Source organism: Sphingobacterium arenae (assembly GCF_014692505.1).
Taxonomy (GTDB): Bacteria; Bacteroidota; Bacteroidia; order Sphingobacteriales; family Sphingobacteriaceae; genus Sphingobacterium; species Sphingobacterium arenae.
The window spans coordinates 193,959-215,166 of the sequence record NZ_JACNYK010000003.1; the positions used below are offsets into that span (position 1 = coordinate 193,959).

The 21,208-nt window shown below is 45.2% G+C and carries 10 protein-coding genes; all 10 read left to right on the plus strand.

Annotated features, from left to right (window positions below; all coding sequences use genetic code 11):
- The 10 genes from H8B17_RS13040 to H8B17_RS13085 all read left to right on the plus strand — a co-directional run bounded on the left by H8B17_RS13040 (position 1) and on the right by H8B17_RS13085 (position 21,205).
- Positions 1–2,850, plus strand: a complete 2,850-nt coding sequence (locus tag H8B17_RS13040) for a glycoside hydrolase family 2 protein (RefSeq protein ID WP_190309661.1) — start codon at positions 1–3, stop codon at positions 2,848–2,850.
- Positions 2,847–4,058, plus strand: a complete 1,212-nt coding sequence (locus H8B17_RS13045) for a glycoside hydrolase family 88 protein (RefSeq protein WP_190309662.1) — start codon at positions 2,847–2,849, stop codon at positions 4,056–4,058. The genes H8B17_RS13040 and H8B17_RS13045 overlap by 4 nt, the downstream gene beginning before the upstream one ends.
- 50 nt (positions 4,059–4,108) lie before the next feature.
- On the plus strand, positions 4,109–5,590 hold the full coding sequence (locus H8B17_RS13050; RefSeq protein WP_190309663.1) for a sulfatase family protein: 1,482 nt from the start codon (positions 4,109–4,111) through the stop codon (positions 5,588–5,590).
- A 125-nt stretch (positions 5,591–5,715) separates the two neighbouring features.
- Positions 5,716–8,814, plus strand: a complete 3,099-nt coding sequence (locus H8B17_RS13055; RefSeq protein WP_190309664.1) for a SusC/RagA family TonB-linked outer membrane protein — start codon at positions 5,716–5,718, stop codon at positions 8,812–8,814.
- An 18-nt stretch (positions 8,815–8,832) separates the two neighbouring features.
- Entirely contained in the window at positions 8,833–10,596 is a 1,764-nt protein-coding gene (locus H8B17_RS13060) for a RagB/SusD family nutrient uptake outer membrane protein (protein ID WP_190309665.1), read from the plus strand.
- Positions 10,597–10,632: 36 nt separating this feature from the next.
- On the plus strand, positions 10,633–13,440 hold the full coding sequence (locus H8B17_RS13065; RefSeq protein ID WP_190309666.1) for a SusC/RagA family TonB-linked outer membrane protein: 2,808 nt from the start codon (positions 10,633–10,635) through the stop codon (positions 13,438–13,440).
- Between the two features lie 11 nt (positions 13,441–13,451).
- Positions 13,452–15,173, plus strand: coding sequence for a RagB/SusD family nutrient uptake outer membrane protein (locus H8B17_RS13070; RefSeq protein WP_190309667.1), 1,722 nt, complete (start codon positions 13,452–13,454; stop codon positions 15,171–15,173).
- 30 nt (positions 15,174–15,203) lie between these two features.
- Positions 15,204–16,805, plus strand: a complete 1,602-nt coding sequence (locus tag H8B17_RS13075) for a DUF4625 domain-containing protein (protein WP_223816556.1) — start codon at positions 15,204–15,206, stop codon at positions 16,803–16,805.
- Positions 16,805–18,403: a glycoside hydrolase gene (locus H8B17_RS13080; protein WP_190309668.1), complete on the plus strand. Its 1,599-nt coding sequence runs from the start codon at positions 16,805–16,807 to the stop codon at positions 18,401–18,403. The genes H8B17_RS13075 and H8B17_RS13080 overlap by 1 nt, the downstream gene beginning before the upstream one ends.
- 12 nt (positions 18,404–18,415) lie before the next feature.
- Positions 18,416–21,205 (plus strand): sugar-binding domain-containing protein, encoded by a 2,790-nt coding sequence (locus tag H8B17_RS13085; RefSeq protein WP_190309669.1) that lies wholly within the window; start codon positions 18,416–18,418, stop codon positions 21,203–21,205.
- Positions 21,206–21,208 lie beyond the last annotated feature (3 nt).

Sequence of the window (21,208 nt, forward strand, 5' to 3'; positions counted from 1 at the left end):
ATGATTCTAAATCGGATAAAATTTGTAGTTGCTTGGATATGCTGCTTGAGTCTACTGACGGTTACCGCACAACACCGTGATTCTTTTGCTAGAGAGCGGATAGATCTTCGTGGCGACTGGCAATTACAGCTGGACACCGACGCAGGTATACAGGAGCGGTGGCAGGATCGTACATTTAAAGAGACGATACCCTTGCCAGGCTCGTTGGAAGAGCAGGGAAAAGGTGTTTTTGTGAAGGATTCGACGACCGACCATCTCAGCCAAACTTGGAAATATATCGGAGCGGCTTGGTATCAGAAAGAAATTGAGATCCCCGAACATTGGAAGGGCAAACAAGTCAGGCTGTTTATGGAAAGGACGAAGGCCACCCAAGTTTGGCTCGACGGCGAGTGGATGGGGGAATGCAAGGTGTTATCGGCACCGCAGGTATACCGTTTTGAGAAGCTATTGACTCCTGGCAGGCATACCCTGACGATCCGGGTAGACAATTCGCCCAACTTGGCACCGGTGGGAGGATCGCACGCGCTAAGCGTACACACCCAGACGAACTGGAATGGAATAATCGGCGAATTATTTTTAGAAGCTATCCCTGCCATAGAAATTTACCGAATGAAGCTCACACCCAAAGTAGCTGATAAGCGTGTGGAGGTGAAGCTGAACCTTAAAAATAATATACACGCCAAACAGCAGGTGCGGATAGAACTGCAAGCACATACGCATAGTACCCCCCAGAAGAAGCATGTAAAAGCTTTATCGCTACCTTTACAGCTTCATACGGACGATAGTATCGTGACAATCGATTACGCCTTAGGCAAAGATGCTTTGCTATGGGATGAATATAACCCGGCATTATATAAATTATCCGTCCGCCTGCTTGTAGACGATGCCATTTACGACGAGCAAACGGTTACTTTAGGGCTGCGCAATTTCGATACACGAGGTACACAGTTTACAAATAATGGGGAAATTGTCTTTTTAAGAGGCAAAAATGATGTTTGTATTTTCCCCTTAACGGGTTATCCGTCGATGAAGACGGAGGATTGGCGACGGCTATACCGGATCGCAAAAAGCTATGGCATCAACCATTACCGGTTTCATTCATATACACCGCCGCACGCGGCTTTCGAAGCAGCAGATTTAGAAGGGATTTATATTCAAACGGAATTGCCCAATTGGTCGCAAATGACAGCGAAAGATACCGCTGCTATTTTTTTTCAACAGCAGGAAGGGCAGGCTATATTGGATGCGTATGGGAATCATCCGTCGCTGGTTATGCTGTCCTTGGGAAATGAGCTGATAGGCGATCGCGAAGTTCATGAAACGTTAGTGGACCGGCTCAGAAAGCACGATGCCCGTCCGTTGTATGCTTTTGGAACCAACGCTTTCTACGAGAATCCGGCGCCGGGAGAAACCGATGATTTTTGGGTAACCATGCGTACCGGCGGAGAAACGCCCAACGGGAAATACGATGTGAGAGGTGGTTTTGCTACGCCGGAAGATGCAGGAAATGGACAGATTAATACACAGCAACCCTCTACCCGGAGGAATTTTACGGCGGGTATTGCGGGGCACTCACTTCCTATCATCGGTCATGAAAATGGTCAATATCAAGTATATCCTGATTATCGGGAAATCGATCGGTATACCGGCGTTTTACGGCCGCTGAACTTCGAGATATTCAGAAAACGCCTTCAGGAAGCTGGCATGGGCGATCAGGCATCCGATTTTTTGAATGCCTCTGGAAAACTTACGGCTTTGCTCTACCGCGAAGAAATTGAAATGGCTCTCCGCACACCCGGCTTTGCAGGTTTTCAATTATTGGATCTTCAAGATTTTCCGGGGCAGGGGACAGCATTGGTAGGTTTGTTGAATGCTTTTATGGAAAGTAAGGGACTGATCGACGAAGCGGAATTTCGACAGTTTAACAACGATGTTGTGATCCAGTTGCTGATGGATAAATACGTTTGGCGTAGTGATGAAACTTTTACAGCGGATATCCAGTTGGTCAATTACAGTCCACAAACCATACAAGATAAGGCGTTGGAGTGGAAGATCGTTGATACGGAGACGAACGATCAGATTATTTCCGGGAAATTGTCCATTCGGGGCAACAAAGGTCAAATCAGCCCCATTGGGCATATCTCTTTTCCGCTTAAAAACCAGAAAGAGGCATCCAAGTTTCAAGTCGAACTTCGTGTACCTTCTACGGGGCTAACCTCTGTTTATCCCATTTGGGTATATCCGGCTCATGTCACGATGGATGTTCCCAAAAATGTGCATGTGACCACAGAATATAATGACAAAGTGGTGGATTTATTGAAAGCGGGTGAACGGGTCATTTTATTTCCAAATCACGTGGCCGTAGCGGAACTATCGATAAAACCGCAATTTATTAGCGAATTTTGGAACTGGAAAACATTTAAAAATTCTGCCGAAAGGATGGATCGGCCCGTTTCGGCAGGTACTTTGGGGATGCTAACCGATCCTGCACACCCTTTGTTTAAACATTTCCCGACGGAATCGCACAGCAATTGGCAGTGGTGGTCGATTATGAAGATGACACGGCCGTTGATTTTAGACCAAACAGATAAGCGCTATCGCCCCATTGTGCAGATAATAGACAATATTGACCGAAATCATAAACTCGGAATATTATTTGAATTTCAAGTAGGGGCGGGCAAACTCTTTATTTCGATGGCCAATTTAATCCCCAACTTAAATCAACCGGAGGTACGACAACTGTACTATAGCATGCTCCAATATGTGGGTTCGGACGATTTTGCACCCCAACAATCTATTCAGCCGCAGCAGTTGAATCAATTATTAAAAAAAGAAAACCCAAGACCATGATGTATTCCTTAAAATGGGGTGTCGCCTCCCTGTTCATATTCGTTGGTACGATAGCCAATGCCCAAAATGAAAAACATCCTTCGAGAAAATCGCTGTTGGAAACAGTAGAAAAACGAATAAAAGAATCTGCCAGCCAATATACGTTCTTGATGCAGGAATTGAAGCCGGACCGGTTTCCGGTTACCTATTATGAAGATAAGGGACAGTTGGTTACAAGCGGCTCCGAACCTTGGGTAGGGGGCTTTTATCCGGGAGGTTTGCTGTACCTCTATGAGTTGACAGGTGATACACTACTGTATCAGGAAGCACTAAGAAAAATGGACGTTCTAAAAAAGGAACAATTTAATATCACGACGCATGATCTGGGCTTTATGATGTACTGTTCTTTCGGAAATGCAAAGCGGTTGGAACCGAAACCAGCTTATGATTCTATCCTCGTTAACAGTGCGCGATCGTTGGCGTCGCGTTTTAATCCGAAAGTAGGTTGTCTGCGTTCGTGGGATTCGGATTCGTCGCAGTTTATGGTGATCATTGACAATATGGTGAATCTAGAGCTGCTGTTTGCAGCAACAAAAATGACGGGGGATTCTTCTTTTTATAAAATTGCTGTTGAACATGCCAATACCACGATGAAGCATCATTTTCGTCCGGATTACAGCTCGCACCATTTGGTAATATATAACCCGGGTAATGGAGAGGTACGAAAAAAGCAGACGGTGCAAGGCGCCTCCGACTCGTCTGCCTGGGCGCGCGGACAAGCGTGGGGATTGTATGGATACACCGTCATGTACCGCGAAACGGGCGATCCCTTGTATCTGGAGCAAGCTAATCGTATTGGTCAGTTTATTTTAAATCATCCCCATCTACCTGCAGACGGTATTCCTTATTGGGACTTTGATGCCGAAGACATTCCAGCGGCTCCTCGGGATGCCTCCGCCGGAGCCGTTATCTGTTCGGCACTGCTAGAGCTTAGCGGCTATGTAGAACAACCGCTAAGCGAGATCTACCTTAAAGCTGCCGAGAAGATGTTGCAATCGTTGACATCGCCGACCTATTTTTCGGACTATGGAAAAAATGGAGGTTTCCTTCTCAGACACGGAGTGGGGAATTATCCTCGCCATGCAGATATCGACGTACCGTTAATCTATGCGGATTATTATTTTATAGAATCGATGGCTCGATATAAAAGAATGAATGCACGTTATTAACAGCATATTACTGATTTAATGAGCTATTAAAATACTAAAATGAAAGCAATATGAAAATAGATATAATGACATTCTGCTTCGTGTTTTTTTTGATGGCACGACTTAGTTTCGGTCAGGAACAAAAACCGAATATTATTTTTATCGTTACAGATGATCAGGGATACGCCGATTTGAGCGCGTATGCGCATGCTTCACAGGATTGTTCAACACCTAATATGGACCGGATAGCAGATCGTGGGGTTCTTTTTACACAAGGCTACGCTAGTGCCCCAGTTTGCAGTCCTTCACGGGCGGGCTTGTTGACCGGAAAATATCAGCAAAGGTGGGATCCGGATATGTATTGGAGTCCCGGATTGCCAAAAAATGTGAAAACATTGGCCGAATATTTAAAAAAAGAAGGCTATATGACCGCAAAGATTGGAAAAAGTGACTTCGGGAAAAACTATCACGATGCGACCGCACGGGATTTTCCGACGCATCATGGATACGATTATTTCGTAGGTTTCAGCGCCCACGCACACGATTATTTCCTGCTGGATGAAGAAATTGAAAAAGCGACTCCTGATCCGTATGGATATAGTGAATCGTTGGGACGATTGTTCCGAAACGAACGGAAAGAAAGCTTTGAAAACACCTATACCACCGAGTTATTCACGGATGAGGCTATTTCGTTTATTGCTCAAAATAAAGAAAAGCCTTTTTTTCTAGACCTGTCTTACAATGCTGTGCATCATCTTATTCATGAAGTTCCCCAAACTTATCTAGACAAATGGGGGGTGAAAAAGATTGACAATTATACCCCCGCATACGGAAATTATGCTAATTATTATTGGGATTATACGCAGGTAGGTAAAATTTCGGACGAAGATATGCGTAAGTATTATTTGGCCAATCTTAATTGTCTGGACGATAATATAGGCCGTCTTTTAGATTCATTACAAACTTTAGGATTAATGGAAAATACATTGATCGTATTTATTTCTGACAATGGAGGAGAGCCGTTGTCCGGAGCCAATAATTTACCGTTGTCGGGTTCTAAATATACGATGTATGAAGGGGGCATACGCGTTCCTATGATTCTGTCCTGGCCGGCTAAGCTACCCGAAGGTCGGGTATATAACCATCGGGTTTCTGCCTTGGATATCGTTCCGACCTGTTTACAGGCTATCGGAACGGAATTCCCAGATACCCGCTTTGACGGTTATAGTCTGTTAGATGCTGTCAGAAACGAAATGCCATCGGTCACGTCTCGAAAATCTCTCTTTTTTAAGTTCGAAAAACATTATGCAATCATTGACGGAGAATGGAAACTAGTATTTACTGAAGATTATAACCCAGAAGATCGTCCTATAACTTCGCAGATCCAGTTAGGTAATAGCAATAATCAGCTCGGATTGTATCATTTGACTCGTGATCCAGGCGAGCGAAAAAACCTTGTTACAGAAGAACCGGAACGGGTCGAGGTATTGTTGACACGGTTCAAATCATGGATGGATGACATGCGGAAAGAGCACGAAAACTATACTTTTTAATCCAAAAAGGATGGACAGTAAAATTGTCCATCCTTTTCCTAAAAACCTCTATTTCCCGCTTTCTAATCGGTAGCTATATTTGTATATAGTTTCAGCTAATTGATCTCATATAAACCTTTATCAACATGAAGAAAACATTACTCATTCTAATTGGAATAGCTTATTTTCTATCTATAGAAAATGTTTTTTCACAAACACAACATATTCAAGGTAAGGTAGTTGATGGAGTTGAGCCTTTGCCTGGTGTCAGTGTCAAAATAAAAAATACGGATCGGGGAATCAGTACGAATGATGCTGGAGAGTTTTCTCTGGATGTACCATTTGATGCCGTTTTGCTGGTCAGTTTCCTCGGTTATGAAACGCAGGAGGTGCTGGTGAATAACCGTAAATTCGTCACAATTGATCTTCGAGCAACGAATAATGAATTGATGGACGTAGTCATTGTAGGATACGGACAGCAGAAGAGAATCACGACCACAGGTGCTATTTCTTCCGTGTCCGGAGAAGATTTGGTCAAAGCACCAGTGGCGGGTATCAGTAATGCGTTAATCGGTATGGCTCCTGGTCTGCAAGCGGTACAAAATTCTGGCGAGTTCGGAAACGATAAGGCCACCATATTTATTCGGGGAATGGCCACGTTGAATGCTGGTGGACGCGGACCACTCATCATGATCGACGGTGTAGAAAGGGAAACTTATAATAATTTAGATCCCAATGAGATCGAGTCGATCAATATTTTGAAAGATGCGTCTTCGACGGCTGTATTTGGCGTGCGCGGGGCCAATGGGGTTATCTTGATCACCACGAAACAAGGGAAAACTGGAAAGCCTGTGATTAATTTTACGAGTAACCTCGCAGCCATACAGCCTTCTATTCTTCCGGAACTCCTCGGCTCTTATGAATATGCTTTACTCCGCAACGAGGCGCAGATGAATGTGGGACAGACTCCCGTTTTCTCCGAAGAAGACTTACGGTTATATCAAACAGGGGAAGACCCTATATTTCACCCCAGTAAAAATTGGATGGAGGAGTTGATCAAACCTTTTTCATTTCAACAATCATACAATACCAACATTTCGGGAGGTACCGAAAAGCTACAGTATTTTACATCGCTGGGGTATTTCAACCAAAGTGGAGGATACCATCAACCAGAGCAGGATTTAGGGTTTCCTTTTAAGCATACCTACGACAAATATAATATCCGGATGAATTTTGATTTTAAACCGATTGAGGATTTGACAATTTCGTTAAAACTGGGCAATCAGATTACGGATAATTCCATACCCAATGGTGGGGCCTGGGGGGCTTTTGATAAATCGGCCAATTTACCTCCGATGACGAGTCCCGGTTTTGTGGATGGGAAATATATCGAAAAGATTACCGGTATGCCTGCCGGCGTGCCTAACTTTAATCCCTGGGGGCAAGCGGGGCCGACCAGTACGGGAGGTGCCTTCGTGACGGACGATTACTCCAGCACTGTTAATACCAATTTGTCCGTTAAGTACGACCTGCATCGGATAACACCTGGCTTATCGGTTCGGGTGATGGGTGCTTACGACAGTTACTATCTGAAACATAAAGTACGCAGTCGGTATTTTCCGGCCTATACGATCTTAAAGGATCCGAATAGCCCGATGGGGTACACCATGTATCAAAGCAAGGAAGGTGGACCATTCTATAATCTATCTGAAAATGTTGGTGATAACAACAAATGGCGTAAGATGTATACGGAGGCCGCGCTGGATTACAATCGGACATTTGGCGAATCGCATCAAGTTACTGGCCTTATTTTGGCAAATTTCCAACGTGCCTTTTATCCTAATTTAGCGTATAAGCTTCCTACTGCTTATCTGGGGCTGGTATCTCGGATTACGTATGCATATAAAAATCGCTACTTGAGTGAATTCAATATGGGATACAACGGATCGGAGAATTTTCCGGAAGGAAAGCGTTTTGGTTTCTTTCCATCGGTATCCGCAGGATGGGTAGCTAGTGAAGAACCATTTTTTCCGGAAAATGATTGGGTGACGTTTCTAAAGTTTAGAGGCTCTTACGGTGAAGTGGGTAACGACAAAATTGGAGGCGACCGATATTTGTATCTCAACGGCCCCTATACCCTAGGAAATGGTGGCTATCAGGCCGTGGTATTTGGTGAGGCTGGTGTCAATATGAGCCGGTTTAATATGTACCGCGAAGGAAAGATCGGAAATCCGGACGTGACCTGGGAGCGGGCGAAAAAACTCAATGTGGGGGCCGAACTCAAACTATTGTCTAATCACCTGAGTATTACCGCCGACTATTTCGAAGAGAAACGGGATAATATTCTTTGGCGGTTATCGACCGTGCCGGAACTTGTAGCGGCAGAGCTACCGGCTGCAAATATCGGCAAAGTGGAGAATAAAGGCTACGAAATTGAAGTGGGGTATGATCATACCATTGGAAACGCGGCATTCTGGGTGAAGGGCGCGTATGCCTTTGCTAGGAATAAAATTATCTTTCAGGATGAGGCCATGCGGAAATACGACTGGATGCTACGGACCGGAAGACCGATCAATCAGTATTTCGGACTCACCTTCGAAGGGTTTTATAATACGCAAGAGGAGGTGGACGCTGCTCCGGCATCGCAATGGTCTACGGCAGGCGTGCAACTGGGTGATATGAAATATAAAGACTTGAACGGAGACGGGATAATTTCCACCGACGATATGGGACCAGTCGGGTATTCTGATTGGCCGGAAGTGACCTATACTATTTCCGGAGGTTTCTCGTGGAAGGGGTTTGATGCTTCCTTTCTTTTCCAAGGAACGGATAATGTATCCGTCAGGTTTGAGTCGGCTTCTGCTTACCCCTTTACGTCAGATTGGGGATCGGCTCAAAAATGGCATTTGGAACGATGGACACCTGAGCGATATGCCAATGGCGAAGAAATTACTTTTCCACGTGTTGAATTATCGCCTGCCAGACAGCATAATTATCAGCCCTCTTCATTTTGGGTTCAGGATGCTTCCTATATTCGTCTGAAAAATGTAGAGATAGGATATCGTTTTACGGCTGATTTTCTAAAACGGCTTGGGCTAACGTCGATGCGCGTATACGCCAGCGGTAATAACCTGATCACTTGGGCGAATATGAAATACAGTAAAGATCCAGACGCCCGTGAATTATGGGGAAGGGTGTATCCACCAATGCGGGTTTTTAATGGTGGCGTCAATTTTCAATTTTAATCCTGAAATGTTATGAGCATGAAAAAGATAATTTTATTTAGTATTCTGTTATGTACAATGGTATGTTTCTCTTGTGAGAAATACCTAGAAAAGCCGATAAGCAGTGAAGTGACGCTAGAGGATATTTTTGCTTCTAAGGAAAAGACAGAACAGTTTTTATGGAATGTCTATAGCACAGCGTCTATATACGAATTTCCGTTCTATTGGGCGGCATCGGAAAGTGGTTTTTATCATTATGGTGCAACCTATACCATATTGGCGGCAGCGACAGACGAAGCAGATGCCTATGCCAATCTTACCGGTGCCGAAGCATTTAATACCGGCAACTGGAGTGCGTCTGATATTTATTGGTATGAGTTTAGAAGCGAGTTTTGTTATAAGGGGATTAGGAATGCCAATCTCTTTATTGAGAATATAGATCAGGCGCCTTTTTCAGAAACGGAAAAAGCAGCGATGAAAGCGGAAGCTATCTTTCTGAGAGCGCTGATGCACTTCGATTTGATGCAGCGTCTTGGTGGTGTGGCTATTGTAGACAACGTACTTAAAGTTTCTTCGGCAGAAGATATTCCGGAGGTGCGTATTCCACGTAGCAGCTTCGAAGAAACCGTTAATTTTATTGTGAACAGTTGTGACGACGCTGCCAGAAGCCTGCCCAATGTATATGCTAGTCAATATCGGGGACGGATAGTAAAAGGTGCGGCATTGGCATTAAAGGCGCGCACGCTCTTATATGCAGCGAGCCCCTTGTTTAACTCGGATGATGCTTACCGGCCGGTAAGCGATCCGGCGCTACGCGCTATGATTGGTTATACAAATTACGATCCTGAGCGGTGGCGGATAGCTGCCGATGCAAACAAAGCTGTTCTAGATTGGGCGAAAAACGAGAGCGGATGGTGCGAACTGTATCAGGGAAAAGAGAACCCCGTTGACCGCTATGAAGAAATATTTATTAACCCAAATGTCAACGAGATCATTCTGGATGCCGGTTTGATGGGACCCACGGCGACGAATTATTTCGTTCGCTTCATGACGCCCGGAACAGTGGTATACACCGGAACGGATCCGGTGAACATTGGGGTCACTTTCAATTTTACCAAATTTTATCAAAAAGCAGATGGTACCGATCAAGTGTGGGATGAGCAGGAGGGCGTTACGTATCCCTATGCGGAGTATCGACGGAAATTGGGAGAACTCGAGCCGCGCTTTCAGGCATCTGTATTCCAGTCGGGTACGGAATGGTCTAGAGGTACGGGTACCGTGTATCATTTTTACGAACAGCAAAGCAGGCTGTTGGATCTATACAATGGTGTCGGTTTTTTGCGCAAATTTCTGAAAGGTGTGCGCAACGGATCCAGTCCGGCACCAAAGTGGATCACCTTTCGATTGGCGGAATTCTACCTGAACTATGCGGAAGCCTTAAATGAGGCGAACGGATCATCCGGCGAAATAATGGACGCCTTAAATGCCATCCGCGAGCGGGTAGACATGCCACCTTATACCTACACTAACCAAGCGGATATGCGAGAAAAAATCCGTAGGGAAAGAGCTGTTGAGCTATCTTTTGAACAGCACCGGTACTTCGATGTACGTCGATGGAAAATCGCGGGAACGGATGGCGTGATGAAGGGAGGGATGTATGGTCTGAGGCTCGCTGGGGGAGCGGAACCAACTTACAAACTAGAAAAGTTTGAAGACCGGGTTTGGGACGACAAAATGTACTTATACCCTTTCCGGGTCAGCGAAATTGATCTGGGGTATATTGTTCAAAATCCGGGCTGGTAAGTATAAGCTTTGTTTTATGATAAAGATTAATAAATTATGATATTTCCATTCAAAAGACATCATCTAGGGTTTAGAATCCTTCTGGTTGGGTGCTGTTCGCTGCCGCTATTTTTGCTTGCGCAGGGCACCGAACCTCCTGCGGACTCCCTGGTTCACGTTGCCTATGGTGTCCAAAATTCGGATGCGGTGACAGGCTCCCTCTCACACGTCAGCGGATTTACCTTACGCAAAACGCATACAGCCTCACTCTCGAATGCATTGATTGGGAGGCTGCCGGGGGTAACGATCACGCAGAACGGAGGTGCCCCAGGATTTGATGATCCGAGTTTTATGATCCGAGGCAGACATAACACGGGCAACAACGGACATTTGATCATGCTAGATGGTTTGCAAATAAATAGCCTGAGCCATATATCTCCCGATGAGATTGCGAGTGTAACTGCGTTGAAAGATGCAGCGGCACTAGCGCTATACGGTATGAAAGGCGCCAACGGTGTATTGCTCGTCACGACCAAACGGGGTGAAACCAGTGATAAGGTTAAGATTACGTTTAACGCGCGTTACGGTTCTCAACAAGCGACACAACTTCCGAAGTTTGCCGGTTCTTACGATTATGCCAGACTCTATAACGAAGCCTTAGCAAACGACGGTTTTTCGAGGTTGTACACGCAGACTCAACTAGAGGGCTACCGGGCAGGAACAGATCCGTACTTGTATCCCGACGTCAATTGGTATGAGGAGGTACTTCAAAAAAATGCTCCCATCCAAGACTATTCCCTAACCTTTCGGGGAGGTAATGAGACCGCTAAATACTTTGTGATGCTGGGCTATATGGACAATCAGGGACTTTATGCCAACACCGACCAGAAACGGAATGCCAATATCGGCTTTCAGGCAATGAATTTCCGTGCGAACGTGGATTTGAACGTGACACGCAACCTAACAGCGCAGATCGGTCTGGGAGGCAATATACAGGATCGTAAATTTCCACCTGTTTCTACCGAAGCGCTTTGGAAAAACATGGCTACTTATGCACCCAATCTTTATCCTGTAAGAACGCCCGAAGGCACGGTGACCGGCAGTGCAAACTTTCCGAATAATCCGATAGGCGATGTGCTGGAACGGGGCTACCAATCGCGACATGATAGAAACGTGCAGGCCAATTTCAAGCTGACCCAAAAACTGGATTTTATTACGAAAGGTCTCGATGTCTTTGGTGCGGCACTGTTTGACAACCTGTTTCAGAACCGCTACGACAAAACGCGTAATTACGCTTATTTTGAACCGATATATACCCAATCTACTTCGGGTATGGACTCGGTGTATTTTGTTCAGCGCGGATTGGATACGGACTTAACGGTACAAACCGGTAATGACTATGAAAATAGCCGCTTGTTGTTTCAGGCGGGATTTAACTACCTGCAAACCTTTGGTGATCATCAATACCATGGAATGCTGATGTATCAACAGGACCAATACACCGTACTGGCTAATCAATCTCCCTTTGCCATGCAGGCGTTGTTGGGGCGGTTTAACTATAACTTCCAACAGAAGTATTACCTCGAGGCTGCTTTTTCATATTACGGTCTTGAAAACTATCCTCCCGGTCATCGCTTTGGGTTCTTTCCCGCGCTTTCTGCCGGATGGCTGGTAGATAAAGAGGAGTTTTGGAATCAGGACGCCTTGGTGGACTATCTAAAAATTCGGGCTTCGGCAGGGGTTGTTGGAAATGATAAGGGAGCATCTCGTTTTAATTATAATCAGTATTGGGGTGTGCAAAACAGTCAAGGCTATTACTTCGGGCCTGGCCAAACCTGGTACAATGGGCTAATACAATTGGGGATTGCCAATCCGGAGATAACCTGGGAGAAAGGACGGATTTATAATGTAGGTGCTGATATGCGGCTGTTTAAAAACAAACTGAGCCTGAATGTGGATTTCTTCCACGAAAACCGATCGAATATTCTAGTCAATATGGGCAATGTCACGTCGGCCTTGTCTGGTTTTACAGACGGAAAAATGGAAAACAGAGGGCGGGTAATTAATTATGGGACAGAGGTGGGAATGAACTTTAACGGCCAGGCGGGTGATGTCGGCTATGTTGTTGGAGGGTGGTTTTCCTTTGTCCGTAACCAAATTAAAGAAAGCTATGAAACACCTAAAAAAGAAGCGTATAGCTATCGAGAAGGGCGGCCAGTCAGTCAGTACTTTGGTCTGGAAGCTATTGGTTTCTTTAAAGATGAAAGCGACATCTTCTCGAGCCCGCTACACACTTTTTCGGATGTGCGCCCTGGTGACCTAAAATACCGAGATCAGAATGGCGACGGAATTATTGACGTAAACGACGAAATTGCTATCGGTCGCCATAGTTATCCGGAGATCAGCTTTGCGCTAAATGCGGGAGCCTCCTATAAAGGGTTCAACCTAAACTTCTTCTTGCAGGGGATGGTCAATCGCAGTGTATACTTAAACGGATACATGTTCCAGCCTTTTGCCAACGATGCTAATATTTCTGACTGGGCGGTGAATGGACATTGGACTCCCGAAACACACGCTTCGGCTACCTTTCCGCGGTTGACTACCGAACCGAATGCCAATAACTATCGCTCGTCTACTTTCTGGGTTCGAAACGGGAATGTGCTGCGCCTCCGAAACGTGGAGTTCGGATATTCTATTCCTACAAGTCTGACCCGAAAAATAGGTATGGAACAAATAAGGGTTTACATCAGTGGATTGAATTTATTTAGTTGGGACGCTTTAGACGTGGATGTGGATCCCGAAACGCTGAGCGTGGGCTATCCCGTTATCAAGACGTATACAGCGGGTCTAAGTGTTAATTTTTAATGGATTTGATTATGAACAGTTCTTACATAAAATTCACGGGTTTGACCGTAGCGATAATCGTAGTTTTATCCACTTTTGTCGGATGTCGTCATTATCTGGATAGAGAAATAGAATCCAATTATAGAGAGGACGAAGTATTTGTCAACTACGAACGTATGAGTGAAGCAGGTTACGGCGTTTATGCTTTTCTTTTCGGTCAATTTGGATTCCATCGCATCGATAATGCGATGCTCGCCTCCGCTTGTGACGAAGCTGACCATGCGGATATCAATTCGCTGATTCAGAAATTTAATCTGGGTACGTGGACGGCAGTGGAAAATCCCGAATCAGCCTGGCAGCATTTTTATCAGGGCATCCGGCGGGCAAATCTTTTTCTGGAAAACTCCATAAATTATAAAGAAATTGTGTTTAGGGACACGTTGGATGCAGATAATAAAAGCAAATACGAATACGATGTACGGGATATTGCCTGGCTGCGGGCAGAGGTACGATTTCTACGGGCTTACTATCATTTTGAGCTTATCAAGCGTTATGGCGGTGTGCCGATCATGACGACTACCAAATACAGTGCGGAGGAATTGAATAGTTTAGGACGGCGGCGTTTCGAAGAATGTGTAGATTTCATAAAAAATGAATGCGATTCCCTTTTGCCCCATTTAAAAGATACTTGGGTAGGCTTTGATTCCGATAAGTGGCGCGGACGCGTTACTAAAGGAGCGGCTTTAGCCTTAAAAGCACGTTTGCTGCTGTATGCGGCTAGCCCGCTTCACAATCCATCCAACGACATCGAAAAATGGGAACGCGCCGCTGAGGCGGCACATGATGTTATTGCGATGAACCGATATGGTCTACATAGCGATTACAGAGCCCTTTTTAGACTGGGTAATGGAGCCGATGGAAACACGGAAGTCATATTTGCACAACAGGGTTGGAACCGTAATGATTTTGAAAAAATGAATTACCCGATAGGATACACACAAGGGGGACAGGGAAGTACTTCTCCTTCACAAAACTTAGTCGATGCTTATGAGATGAAAGCTACGGGCGTACCCATTACGGAACCGGGATCTGGATATGACCCGCAAAATCCATATCAGGGACGAGATCCTCGCCTAGGTTTTTCGATTTTGACGAATGACACGCAATTTAAGGGGCGTCCGGTCGAAGCATGGATAGGAGGACTGGACGGATTGGGTAAACGGAAAGCGACCACAACGGGCTATTACCTTCGGAAATTCGTAGATGAGAACCTCGATTTAGCCAGAAACGAATCGAGTGTACATACCTGGTTATTATTCCGATATGCTGAAGTCCTACTGAATTTTGCCGAGGCCATGAATGAAGCTTATGGGCCAGAAGCGACCAATGGTTACTCGATGTCGGCGAAAGCCGCGGTCGACCGGATTCGCCGGCGGACAGGAGTGGAAATGCCGATCCTGCCCCCTGGACTTTCGCAGCAGGAGATGCGCGAACGTATTCAAAATGAAAGAAGGGTAGAGCTCGCTTTTGAAGAACACCGGTTCTTTGACGTTCGGCGATGGAAGATTGCGGAGGAAACGGAAAATATGCCCATTATGGCTATGCAGATCACTAGAAATTCGGACGGCAACTTTGATTATTTAGTCGTTAAAGCCGAAAACCGAGTGTTTGAAGAGAAAATGTATCAATACCCGATCCCGGAAATGGAAGTACTGAAGAGTGGTGGGGCATTAACACAAAATGCGGGCTGGTAAGAAAGAAACGTACACTAATTAGAAAACAGTATGAAAACCTTGTCCTTGAAATTATTGAGCATCATCGCTGTCGTATTTTATTTATTTTCCTGTAGCAAGACGCTTGTATTTCCCGATACGGAATCGCCAGCACTTCCGCAGTTGGAGAATGCCGCTGCAAAACTATTGTGGATTGGCCCGGAATATAAACTGGCGATACATGCCGAACTGGAAGATACAGAAGGCATCACCGGCGTGCATATTAAAAATGGCGAATGGAAGATTGACTCTGCATTGACTGTAGACAATAAAACCTCCTATACGATTATTGACACCTTCTTGGTTGCCAAAGATGTGAATAAGACGAAGCATCTCGTCGAATTCACGATTACCAATACAAAAGGTGGAATTATTAAAGGTAGTGTAGACGTAGAAGATCTATCGGATAAAAACCAGATTCCGGGATATGATCCAGATCTTTTGCCACCCGAAATTGAAATTATAAAACCCACGGTGACGCAATACCTCGGTTTTTCGGGCGAACCTATCGATATCGATATTGAAGCTACGATCGAGGATGAAGCTATTGCATCGATTGAAGTGAGGGTATGGGGGGAATCGGCGGATGGACAGCCGTTTATGGAAGAGGAGATTATCGAGCCGGACAGCGATGAAGAGAAAACCAGCTATCAGTATGCAAAAACCTTTACACTTCCGAGCGAAACGGCTGGAAGATATCAATATATTGTACGATCGGTAGATGAAAGTGGCAACAAAAAGACGGTGGGAGGTGATATCTCCATCGGTTTTCCTGATCGCTTGTATCTTTCGGATGCCGAGTCTGAGGAAGAGGTTATCCGCCAAGGTTATGATCATATGGGAGGGAGCAGAGGTATAGGTACCCTACTATCAATGGAACGGGAAGGTACAAATACTTTTGCATTGAATATTTATTATCCTAATAAAAGTGCTGACAACATCCGTTTTATTGCATTCTTGAACAATGAAAAGCCTTTTACTGGCAACAATCAGTCGCAAGTGAACTATAGCTTAAATGGGGATAATGTCATCGCGATGAGTGCTTCCAGCCCTGGAAATCTAACGGCAGATCTTTCTACGGCCTCCTTTAAACTTCCCGTTTCGGCAAGTGGGTACTATAGGGTAACAGTGGATCTAACCGAACGGACTGTCCGGGCAGTGTCTTATACACCGAACATCAACATGAATGATGCGGTCAAATATCCGGGATGGTCTGACGCCAAGCCATGGGATTATATGGCGGTAACAGGAACCACGGTTGTGGGTACGGCAGATTGGACGGAAAAAGCAGCCTCCCCTAAACTTGTGCGTGATGCGACAAATAAATACTTATTTACAGGTACGTTTACGACCAATGGTGCTTCCTCAAACATGAGTTTGAACGCTCCGGTTGCTGTTCTGGGGGGAGACATTTGGGGTAAAGGGTGGTTTCGCTTAGTGGCGGCACGGAATAACATGATCGATGATTACGGCGATTTGGTGACTATAGTTGGGCCAGTAGGGCTTAGCGGAGGAGGTGCTAATTGGGGCTTTTCGACGTCTCCGGCAGGAACGTATAAAGCATCTTATGACCTGGCATTACAAAGATTCCGTTTAGTGAGAATAGAAAATTAATGATGATGATAAACAATTTATTTATACATTTTTTATGGCTTACCATGGCTTGTGGTAAGCCCACAACAACAGAAAAACCAACGACAGATATCGACACACATATTCGGGTGGAGATCGATGCAGGTGCAGTCAAACAAACGATCCATAGCTTCGGCGCATCAGATTGCTGGTCTGGTAAGTTCGTCGGACAATGGGCTGACGACAAAAAGAAAAACCAGGTAGCGGATCTCTTGTTTAGTACCGACACACTCGATAACGGTAATCCAATAGGTATTGGTTTATCCTTATGGAGATTTAATATCGGAGGAGGTAGTTATGAACAAGGAAAAGAAAGTAATATCGCCGACGAGTGGCGCCGGGAGGAATGTTTTCTAAACGAGGCTGGCGAGTACGACTGGAGCAAGCAGCAAGGACAGCAATGGTTCTTAAATGCAGCTAAATCCCGTGGTGTTGAATACACTCTTGGTTTTTCTTTAACGCCGCCAGTCTTCATGACAAAAAATGGAAAGGCCTATAACCTACCGACCGGTACAGCCCTGAATATTCAAGAGGGGAAACTGGAAGCCTATGCCAATTTTATGGCGAAGGTAACGGAACACTTTCAGTTCGATTTCTTAAGCCCTGTAAACGAACCGCAATGGCAGTGGGGAAAAGAAGATGGCGCAAGCCAGGAAGGAACGCAGGCTGAAAATTCTGAAATAGCCGACTTAACACGACTACTGTCTGATAAAATGAAGGATGGAAACGCGGAGATCGTGATCGGAGAGGCTGGGCAGTGGGACTTTTTATATTCGCGGAATAACGACGGTAGGGGTGATCAGATAAACCAGTTTTTTTCTTCCACTTCACCAAACTATATTGGTAATCTGCCTCAGGTAAGAAAGGCGATTTCCGGCCATAGCTACTTCACAACCTGTCCGGATGACAATATGATTTCTGTTCGCCAGCAAATTGTGGCCAAGGTGAATCAGGTAGAACCGAAGTTGGAAACCTGGCAAACCGAATTCGGGATCTTGGGGAATATCTGCGATCAATACAGTGGTTACCCGCGTAATACAGGTATGGACTATGGTCTATACGTGGCTAAAGTACTGCACCATGACCTGGCGATTGCCAACGTAAGTGCCTGGCATTGGTGGCTGGCCATGAGCCCTTATGATTATAGCGATGCACTGGTATACATCAACACGCCCGACGGAAAAATGGATCCTTCGGAGAGTAAGGAAGATGGTGTAGTATTAGATTCTAAACAACTGTGGTCTTTCGGTAATTTTGCGCGATTTATCCGTCCGGGAATGCAACGAATTGAGGCAACGGTAAAAGATATGCCGGATCCGATAAAAGCAGCCAATACATTGATGGTATCTGCCTATAAAGATGAAACCGAAAAAAAATTGGTTGTGGTTCTGGTTAACCCACAAGATCAGGAAAAAACACTCGAGCTTACCGACTTATCAGCGTCCTTTAAACTGACTGATGAGCAAGTAAATGTATATACAACCGATGCGCGCCGAAATCTTGAAAAATCAACTGCAAGTGTCAATCAAATTAAATTAAATTCTAAATCCGTTGTGACAGTGGTTGCAACCTATCTCTAACGTTAATGTTCTATGAAATTCGTACACTTTATTTTTTCTGCCGTCATTCTATCGATATTGCTCTTGAACTTTCCACAGCTCTCCGCCCAGGAGATCGAACGCCGTCCAGATAACGAGCTCCCGTTAGAAGGTATCTGGAAATTTAAGTTGGATCCCTTTGAGACAGGCATCAACAGCAACGGTGTTCAACTGCTTCCACAACTGACAGAAACCATTACGCTGCCGGGCTCTACCGATCAAGCTGGCAAAGGCAACAAAACACTGGATATGACCTCGATACGGCTGACCCGTGCTTTTGAATATAAAGGCATAGCCTGGTATGAAAAGGAAATTTTCGTGCCAGAGGAATGGGAGAATAAAGCAGTGGAGCTTTTTCTTGAACGTCCACATTGGGAAACGCGCGTATGGGTGAATGGAAAACCTGTCGGAAAAAAAGAGAGTTTATCTGTACCTCATGTCTATGAAGTAGGCAGCCTGGTCCAGCCCGGTAAGAAAAATACCGTCCGTATACGGGTAAATAATGATAAAATTTACGACTTGGAATATGCGCATGCCATCAGTGCCGAAACACAGACGAATTGGAATGGGATTGTAGGTGAAATTCGTTTACGGGCATTTGATAAGGTTTTTCTCAAGGATATCCAGGTATATCCCGACATTCCTGCGAAAAAGGCAAAGGTACGTATGGAGATTGCCAATGAAACACAATCCGACGTACAAGGTTCGCTTACCTTTGGCAATAAAGTGATGAATTCGGACAATCCAATATCTTTTCCCTTAACACAGCTTGATTTTGCCGGGAAAGATTCGGTCATTTTTGTGGAAACAGAACTTGACCTCGGATCCGATCTACAGCTCTGGGATGAGTTTAATCCGGCCCTATATGAGCTGACGGTTCAGCTCGATGCCAAGGGGCAGGATGTGTTCTTGAAAGACCAACGTTCGGTTACTTATGGCTTAAGGGAACTGGGGGTTCAGGGGACACAATTTGTGTTCAACGGTCGGCCGACGTTTATTAGAGGGACGGTCAATAGCGCGGAATTTCCGCTTACGGGCTATCCTCCGACGGATATAAAGGAATGGCTTCATATATTTAATACCTGTATAGCCTATGGATTGAATGCTATGCGTTTCCATACTTGGTGTCCTCCGGAAGCTGCTTTTCAGGCAGCTGATCAACTAGGTTTTTATCTACAAGTAGAGAATCCCGATTGGCGTTTTACCGTTGGAAAAGATGCCGAAGTGAATCGCTTTCTAAGGGAAGAAGCCGATCGAATATTAAAGACCTACGGCAATCATCCGTCGTTCATTATGTTCTGCGAAGGCAATGAAATGGTCGGTCCGCAGGTAAAAGAGTTTTTGAGCGAACAGGTCTCCCATTGGAAAGCATCTGACGCCAGGCGTCTATATACGGGAAGTGCCGCCTATCCGCTGATCCCGGAAAGTGAATACCATGTTTTGTATGGTGCTCGTCCGCATCGATGGAAGGAAGGTTTAACGAGCCGATTTAATGTTCGACCTTTAGATACTGAATACGATTATTCCGATTACGTGGTAAAAAATGATGTTCCCATGATTACCCACGAAATCGGGCAGTGGTGCGTATATCCAAATTTTGACGAGATTCCTAAATATACGGGTGTATTAAAACCGTATAATTACGAATTGTTCAGGGAATTGCTACGGGATCGGAAAATGTTGGATCAGGCAGAAGATTTTACACGGGCTTCGGGCAAGTTTTCCGTCGTTATGAAGAAGGAAGAGGTGGAATCTTATTTAAGAACACCAAAATTTGGGGGCTACCACATGTTGCAATTGAACGACTTTCCAGGGCAGGGAACAGCGCCGGTAGGTGTTGTTGATATTTTTTGGGATCCCAAGCCTTATGTCAGCGCAGATGAATTTCGTCGGTTCCAATCGTCTAGAGTACCGTTGTTAAGGACCAAATCTTTTACTTGGACCAACGATCAGGTTTTTCGAGCGACTGCGCAATTGGCCAATTTTGGTGATTCTCCCATGGAGGAAACCACTGTACACTGGTCGTTACGATATCCGGATGGAAAAATACATGCCAAGGGAGAATTTGCTAAGCAAACCATTCCCGTAGGAAGCCCCATGACGCTGGGTGAACTATCGATCCCACTGGCAGATATCGATCAGGCGGTAAATCTGGATTTAGTTATGGAGGTACCGGGAACACCCATTAGCAACGAATGGGACATCTGGGTATATCCGGCCCAACTGCCGGAAGTGAATACGAAAGAGATGCTCATCGCCGATCGGTTAGATAATAAAACCAAACGCTATCTCGAAAAAGGTGGGAAAGTGCTGTTGATGGCCGATACGGGTGCTATCCATTCGGATGCGGATCCGGTTTTCTCGGGAATTTCCTGGAATACCGTATGGTCTGGTATGCCGCCCAATTTATTGGGTATCCTTTGCGATCCGCAGTCACCTGCCTTGGAAAATTTTCCGACCCAATTCCATTCTAACTGGCAGTGGTGGGATGTTGTAGCTCGCTCTAAACCGATGGTACTGGATCATCTTCCGTTTGGGCTGAAGCCCTTGGTGCAAATGGTTCCGGATTGGAACAATCCGCGAAAGATCGGATTGGTATTCGAAGCTAAGGTAGGTAAGGGCAGCCTCTTAGTTACCAGTGTGGATCTGAAAAATAAAATGGAGGAACGTCCGGTTGCGCGTCAATTTCTGTATAGTTTAAAAAAATATGCCATGAGTCCGGATTTTTCTCCAGAAGACGAGGTAAGCATAGAAATGATCGAACAAATTTTTAAAAGTGAATAATGC

Coding starts and splice junctions, on each gene's coding strand:
- H8B17_RS13075 (WP_223816556.1), top strand. CDS start 15,204: ATGAAAACCTTGTCCTTGAAATTATTGAGCATCATCGCTGTCGTATTT.
- H8B17_RS13070 (WP_190309667.1), top strand. CDS start 13,452: ATGAACAGTTCTTACATAAAATTCACGGGTTTGACCGTAGCGATAATC.
- H8B17_RS13055 (WP_190309664.1), top strand. CDS start 5,716: ATGAAGAAAACATTACTCATTCTAATTGGAATAGCTTATTTTCTATCT.
- H8B17_RS13080 (WP_190309668.1), top strand. CDS start 16,805: ATGATGATGATAAACAATTTATTTATACATTTTTTATGGCTTACCATG.
- H8B17_RS13040 (WP_190309661.1), top strand. CDS start 1: ATGATTCTAAATCGGATAAAATTTGTAGTTGCTTGGATATGCTGCTTG.
- H8B17_RS13065 (WP_190309666.1), top strand. CDS start 10,633: ATGATATTTCCATTCAAAAGACATCATCTAGGGTTTAGAATCCTTCTG.
- H8B17_RS13085 (WP_190309669.1), top strand. CDS start 18,416: ATGAAATTCGTACACTTTATTTTTTCTGCCGTCATTCTATCGATATTG.
- H8B17_RS13050 (WP_190309663.1), top strand. CDS start 4,109: ATGAAAATAGATATAATGACATTCTGCTTCGTGTTTTTTTTGATGGCA.
- H8B17_RS13060 (WP_190309665.1), top strand. CDS start 8,833: ATGAAAAAGATAATTTTATTTAGTATTCTGTTATGTACAATGGTATGT.
- H8B17_RS13045 (WP_190309662.1), top strand. CDS start 2,847: ATGATGTATTCCTTAAAATGGGGTGTCGCCTCCCTGTTCATATTCGTT.